This is a genomic window from Polyangiaceae bacterium, from assembly GCA_020633205.1.
GTDB lineage: Bacteria > Myxococcota_A > Polyangia > Polyangiales > Polyangiaceae > JAHBVY01.
The window spans coordinates 356,647-363,233 of sequence record JACKEB010000018.1; the positions used below are offsets into that span (position 1 = coordinate 356,647).

At 61.6% G+C, this 6,587-nt stretch carries 6 protein-coding genes and 1 pseudogene; 2 read left to right on the forward strand and 5 right to left on the reverse strand.

Features of this window, described 5'->3' with window-relative positions; translation table 11 throughout:
* Positions 1–65: 65 nt before the first annotated feature.
* Entirely contained in the window at positions 66–1,058 is a 993-nt protein-coding gene (locus tag H6718_29795; protein ID MCB9589645.1) for a nucleotidyltransferase domain-containing protein, read from the forward strand.
* Between the two features lie 20 nt (positions 1,059–1,078).
* Positions 1,079–1,345, forward strand: coding sequence for a hypothetical protein (locus tag H6718_29800; GenBank protein ID MCB9589646.1), 267 nt, complete (start codon positions 1,079–1,081; stop codon positions 1,343–1,345).
* On the opposite strand, the gene H6718_29805 is transcribed toward H6718_29800, so the two are convergent.
* The 5 genes and pseudogenes from H6718_29805 to H6718_29825 form a co-directional block, all read right to left on the reverse strand.
* On the reverse strand, positions 1,334–2,578 hold the full coding sequence (locus H6718_29805) for a hypothetical protein (GenBank protein ID MCB9589647.1): 1,245 nt from the start codon (positions 2,576–2,578) through the stop codon (positions 1,334–1,336). The genes H6718_29800 and H6718_29805 overlap by 12 nt on opposite strands.
* On the reverse strand, positions 2,578–4,716 hold the full coding sequence (locus H6718_29810) for an AAA family ATPase (GenBank protein MCB9589648.1): 2,139 nt from the start codon (positions 4,714–4,716) through the stop codon (positions 2,578–2,580). Before H6718_29810 ends, H6718_29805 begins: the two co-directional genes overlap by 1 nt.
* A gap of 23 nt (positions 4,717–4,739) precedes the next feature.
* A pseudogene (locus tag H6718_29815) lies at positions 4,740–5,645 on the reverse strand (restriction endonuclease).
* 139 nt (positions 5,646–5,784) lie between these two features.
* Positions 5,785–6,213: a helix-turn-helix transcriptional regulator gene (locus tag H6718_29820; protein ID MCB9589649.1), complete on the reverse strand. Its 429-nt coding sequence runs from the start codon at positions 6,211–6,213 to the stop codon at positions 5,785–5,787.
* A gap of 63 nt (positions 6,214–6,276) precedes the next feature.
* The gene (locus H6718_29825; protein ID MCB9589650.1) at positions 6,277–6,537 is read right to left on the reverse strand and encodes a DUF4258 domain-containing protein; all 261 of its coding nucleotides are present in this window, start codon (positions 6,535–6,537) and stop codon (positions 6,277–6,279) included.
* Positions 6,538–6,587 lie beyond the last annotated feature (50 nt).

Here is a 6,587-nt window from a genome sequence, read left to right on the forward strand (position 1 = left end):
GGCCCATATTGCCGCAGAAACGGCAACGAAGTGGCAGAGGCTGAGGCTCGGAGTATGCTGAGGCAATGTCGGCACCGGCCCAAGCTGCTGTTACGCCGCCTCTGGATGAGCTTCTGAGGTCCCTGCCGCCCGTGGCGCGCGCAGAGCTTGCGTGGCTGCCCATGGAGTTTCGAGCGGCAATCGTGCAGCCGCTTCGGCAAGCTCAGCCTGAGGAGTTCCTGGAGACTTTCTCCGGCGTAATCGAGCCCGGACTGCGCTTCATGCTCAGGGCCGCGCGAGCGGTGTCGCCGTTGCTCTCGCAATGGGACGGCTGGAAACATCGCTTTGGTGAGAACCTCGATGCGTCCCTGCGGGACATTGGGGATCGCCTGGAGGGCACCGACCTGGGCGCCGCAGACGCTTTGCGTGAGGCGTACGCTTGGCTGGTTGCGGTATTTGGGGCGGCGGCGCAAGCGATTGCCTCGGAGATCGAGCTCTCCGAGATCAATCTCGAACCCAACGAGGAAGAGCTGCAGCTGGAGCTGGCTGGACCGGCCGGCTCGTTCACCCGTGGCATGTTGCTGACCATGTCAGCGTACGAAGCGTTGTTGATGGGCGGAGTGCCTCCGGCCATTCGATTGTGGAGCGAGGAGGCGCGCCGCGAAGTGCACCTGGCGGCGAATCTGCTTAGGTCCGTCGGGCTCGCGGTGCCGTCCAGTTTGCCTGCGCACATCGAAATGCAGCCCTGGAGGCGTCGCCGACGTGGGGTGCTTTTTCGTCCCTGGCTGCTGCCACCAGGAACTAAGCAACTCTTGTGGAGCGTGCTCAAGCCGAAGCAAGTGTGGCTCTTCGGGAGCCGGGCCAAGGGTACTTACGCACCCGGCAGTGACTGGGACGTCTTGGCAGTGGTGAGCGACGACACGGACGTCGAGAATCTGTTGCGTGATCCCGTGGTCTCCATGCTGCGCCGACGGAACGTCGATCTCATTGTCGCCACCGAGTCGGAGTTTGAAGAGGGGAAAGAGGCGTTCGGGAGCCTGGCGAATATCGCTGTTTCCGAGGGGATCAGGGTTCAGTGAGCGGGAAAGGCAAGACCGTCATGATAGGCCGCGAAGTGGTTCTGGATGTCGGCTTGCCCGCAACAGCGAACCACCTCGTCTTCAAGTTACTTGAGGGGCTGGAATCAGCTGAACCCTGGACTTCACGTATCAAGGCGCTGGAGGAACTCGAGAAGTATTCCACCGCCTATCGCTATCCGAGCGCGGGCGGGCGAAGCGCAGCTTCTCCTCCCGTGGACGACGTCAGGGCCTACATCGAAAAACTCCGTGCGCTGATCGACCTCGCTCGGAGCGAACTACTCAAGTAGCCGGCAACACAGCAACTCAGCGAGCTGTTCGCGGATCCCCGAGGTGCCGTGGGAAATGTCCAAGGTCGCGACCCCACAGCTGTGGTCACGCACGAAGAACGAACTCTCCACAGGGTCCTTCCTGCCCCGTTTCCCTGCGGGATAGATGAGTAAGCTGCGCTTTGCCTTCAGCAGTTCGTTGTAGACGAACATCTGCTTCAGCTCGTTATCCTTGGGGCCTGTGTGGTCTGGAACGCGCCACTTCGTGTCGCCGATCCACTGCACGGTGTCCCCGCGCCAGATCACCAAGTCGGGGCGCACAGTGCGCACGACGTGGCCACCCCAAAACTTGCACACGTGCTGAGTCTCGACGCGCAGCTCCGGCGGGGCGACGCGGCGAAGCAGGGTCGCGATGTACGCTTCCCAGAGTTGGTTCATGTCGAACAGCAGGGCGAACACTTGCGTGCTTCCGCCTCGGAGCGCGGGACTCTGCTGCTTGAGGATCAGCTCGGCGAAAATCAATGCCGCACGGTAACGTTCAGTGTTGCGGCTGGGTTTCACGCGGTCGAAGTCTGCCGTGTAGCTGGGGGTGAGGGGAGGCAGCCAGGCTCTGAGTGCACGTGCTTTGTTGACGAGTGTTGCGCTGAGGGGCAGCTCCAGGAGTACGTCGAGTGCCAGCGCAAGAATGCGATTGAGCGGTGTGTCGTGATCGAACTGCTGATAGCGAACATAGAAGCGATCGGGCCGCGCAGCGTTCTCTCGAATGTTGTCGGCAATGAGTAGCCTGCCTCGGAACACGCTGCCGTTGCTCTCGTGGGTGCGATAACCCTTGGCGAGCCCTTCATGCAGCAGGCGTTCGAGCGCTGTGAGGAAGCTGCGTGCAATCAGCTCGAGCAATGTGCCGCGCTGGATCGCCTGAGCGGCGTCGTCGTGGGCCTTCAGCGTGAGCCCTGCGACGTTCAGCATATCGATCAACAGAGCTCGCCACGCCGCCGTCTCCGTGCGCGTGGCGTAGTCGCGGTCGGCCTTGGGGAGGATCTCGATGCTCAGCTTGCCGACCTGGACGAAGCCCACGTAGTGGCGAGTACGCAGTGAGCGATAGCCGGAGTCGAAGTAGGTGATGCGTTGACGACTGTTGTATTGGTTCAGGGCGTCGATGTGCTGGCTGGTGAGCTCGAATGTGCCACCTTCCCGCGTGGGAAACTGAGCTCCCACTTTGAGCTTCTGGTGTTCGAAGACTTCGATGGTGGGCATTACGCGTAGATGCTCTTGAAGTCGTCTGCGGTGAGGTCTTCGACCTTCGCGAACTCGTACACGGTGCGGTCCATGAGCGCTTCCGCGTCTTCGTGCTCGAACTTGGCGAAGGTCACATCGTTGGCCACGACGCGCTTCACGAACTTCGGTCCCAGGATGAGCCCGATGCGGCCGAAGTCGCCGAAGAAGTACTCCTGGAGCAACGGCAAGATCGAGTCCCTGAACACAGCCTTCAGATCGTCGAGCGTGGCGTCGACGTCCTTCAAGGACATGAAGTACGCATGGCCCAGCGCGTGGTCGCGGTCGCGCAGCTTCTCGATGCGGCGATTGATGGTGGCGAGCAGTTCATCCACCCTCACCCCCTCGATCTCGAAGTGCAACAGAGACGGCTTGGGAGGTAGCTCGCGGAACTTGAAGCGCCTCCGCAGAGCAGTGTCCAGCGCTTCCACACTCCGGTCCGCCGTGTTCATCGTGCCAATCAGGTGCAAGTTCGCGGGCACCCCGAACAGGGTGTGCGAGTACGGCAACTCGACGATGATCTCGTTCTTTTCCCCGAGGCGCTTGTCCTCCTCGAGCAACGTGATCAACTCACCGAAGACCCGAGAGACGTTGCCGCGGTTGATCTCGTCGATGAACAGCGCGTAGGGCGTGGCCTTCTCGAAGTAGTTGCGCCGCTCCGCGGTGCTCAGGCGGCAGAAGTCGGTCATCGACCCATTGAACTCTGCAAGCCTCAAAGCTTCGTTGGCGCACTTGAGGAAGATGCCCTCGGTTAGTTCGTAGCGCAGGTTCGTGTGTTCGTCGTTGGTCAGGCTTGGGCGAATGCCTTCGATGAAGTCTTCGTAGGTGTACGACTGATGAAACGTGATGAAGCGGCAGTTGGTGTCCTCTGCGTCCCGGAACTTGGGTTCGTAACTACGTTGGATCTCGAACGTCTTGCCGGTGCCGGGAGGGCCGAACAAGATCAAGTTCAGCGGAAGATCTTCGGGGGGGAGGTCGTCCGGCGCTTCATCGCCCTCCACGTCTTCAGCTTCTTCCTTGGCGAAGCCAAGCTCCGTCAAGTCGATGAGCGGCTTTCCGCGCTGGGCGACTTGGCCAGGCGAAGAATGGAAGAAGTCGAGCTTGAGCAGGCCGAGGATGAGCAGGCGGCGGAGGGCTTCTTCCGGGGGTGGCGTGAACTCGCCAGAATCCTTGCGGATATTCACAGCGTCGATGCTGCTCTTCGTCGGCTCGATGCCGTGCTCTCGCAGCAGGTCACCGATTGCCTCCGTCATCACGGTATTCGGGTTGTTCGACCTGTCGGCGACGTGCTTCTTGAGGGCGAAGTCTGCGCGCACCCGTGCGACATCCTCTTTCGAAGGCCGCCGGATGTAAGCTGCAACATCGACCCAGATCAGTTCGAGATCGTCCGCACGCAGTCGAAAACCGACACCCTTCGGAGCCGTTTTGTGCGCATTGGTCTTGGCGGCTGCCAGCGCGAACTCAACGTGGCCTCCCTCCCATTCGCAGGTCCACACTCGGGTGGATGGCCACGGACCGTGTTCGGCCTCAACCAGACCGGCAATCGTTGGCCAGCGAGAGCTCGCCTGTGCAGGGTGCTCGCTCAGCGTCACCGTCTTGCCGCGAATCTTCAGTTCCGACGGCGACGTTGCCTCGAGGATCTGTCGGACAATGCCGAGCGCCTGGACGTTTGCTTGTTCGATCTGCTTACCACCAGCCCGAAAGCCTGCACCGGATCGTGCGGAGCCGGGCGGGGGCAGGTCGTCATCGTCTTCCTCGGCTGTGCCAGAAGCAGATCGCTCTCGGTAAGCATGTGCGAGCTCCCGGATCTGCTCCGCGTTCAGAGCGGGATACCGCGCTGCGTACTCCACCCCTGCCGATGTGAGCTGCCAGAAGCCTTGCTTTGGTGAGTGCGAAAGGCGCGCCCGTTTCAACGAGTCGTGAGCCCACCCGACTCGGTGCTTGTATGCGAGTACTGTTCCGCTCGGAACTAGGATAGCGCGATCTGCCTCACTGAGCCCCTTACGCCCGGCGACTAGCTCCGTTGCGTCCTGGCGCGAGAGCCCCTCGGGGTGTTCTGCGAGCACGCGCAGCAGGGGTTCGATGAATTCGTTGAAGGAGGGAAACTTCGTTTCAGTCATGAAGTGGACAGTCGCTGCGCAGGTTAGCCTTCGAAGTAGTCACTATCGATCTCAGGCACACGAATCACCCGCGTGTGCGATGTACCCACCCCGTGGTCCATCATCAGCTCGGTGAGCTGTTCGCCGTCGATCAAGACGATGCCTTCCACCGACGCGGCGAACTCGATCGCGTCCTTGGTGTAGTGCGAGGTCGTGATGATCACACCCTTCTTGGCGCGTTGTCCCGCGAGTGCGCCGTAGAAGGCTTGGATGGTGGGTCGCCCGACGCTGCCTTGCCAACGCTTGGCTTGGAGGCAGACCTTCTCCAGGCCCAGTGGGTCCAGAGGAATAACCCCGTCGATACCGCCGTCTCCAGACCGTCCGACGCGCTGCAGATCGGAGCGCGAGTTGCCGTAGCCCATCGCGTGCAGCAGATCGAGCACGAGCTGTTCGAAGAACTCGGGCGTGTTGTGCTGGATCAATTCAAGCAGCTCGTTGGCGATGCTCGTTCGGATCTCATCGAGTGCGCTGTTGAGGCGATCGTCCGGGCTCGCCGTTGGGTCCTTCGCCACCGGCGCGAGGGCGGGGGCAGGTGCCTCCTCCGCGACCGATTTCGCCGGGCGATGATCGTACGCGGTCGCTAACTCTTGGACTTGTTCTTCGGAGAGCGTTGGGTACTTCGCGACGTATTCAGCGCCAGCGGGAGTCAGGCACCAGTAGCCGCGCCGCGCGCTGCGAGAGAGCCGTGCCCGCTTGAGTGCGTCATGCGCCCAGCCGATGCGGTTTTGGTAGGTAGGCTGCCGTCCGCTTGGCAGGATGATGAGGCGGTCCTCAGCATTCAGGCCGACCCGCGACGAGACCTGCTCGTATGCCTCCTGCGTCCGCATGCCCTCGGGGTGCTCGGCAAGCACGCGGAGCAACGGTTCGATGAACTGGTCGTAGGTCGGGAGTTTGGTCACGACTGCGCGCGCCCCCTCGAGGCTAGTGTGATGCGGGACATCGTCGCACACCACATCACGACTCTTGGGGCGCGCCAATCCTCCAGTGCAGACCGTGTGGAACTCGCGCTCTGGATTCCGCAAATGTCGCCTACGACGCGACCTTCACCCGCAGGCTCTCCGGGCCATTGACCTGTGGCTCGGCGGAAAGCATCGCCTGGATCCCGTCGTCGCCTTCGCGATACGAGAGGTCGAGCAGGGTCGCGACCGCTAGCTGGGTTGACCGCCCGATGGTGTCCTTGTTGTTCTCCCAGCGCGACACCGTTTCTGCTGCAACCCCCAGCAGCGTCGCTAGCTGCGCTTGCGTCAGGCTCATGGCCTTGCGCGCGAACTTCAGCACGTTCCCCTCAACCTGCTGAATGTCGATCAACACCGTGCGCGCGGCGCGCTTCTCGTAGCCGCTCAGCGCCTCCATGGAGACGAGCGACTCGCCACACTCGCAGCACCACGCGGGGCCGCTGTTGTCTCGTACGTTGTACTTACCGACTACCGTCGTGATCTCGCAACTCTTCCAACGCATGGTCGCCCCACAGCTGGGGCACACATGCTGCTTGTTATCCATATAGAAATCCCCATCGATTTCTTAGAACACGGTGATAACGCGTGCTGGATCGAAGCAGACGACCACTGTGAGGTCATCACCTTCGCTGTCCTTTCCACCACTCAGTCGCCAGGTCTGTTCCTTTTCAGACCAGATTGCGTCTTTTGCCGTGCGGATCGCCTCATTGAGGTCGACGACCTGCACGCCGCGCTTCGCCATGGACTCTCGGGCATGCATCGTTAGTAGAAGCTGCCTCGTTTTTGCGGCCGCTTGCGCAGCCTGCAACGCATCGGCCGGCTTCACGTGCCGACCTCTTGCGCTATATACGGCCCGCTTGAGGATTTATCAAGGAA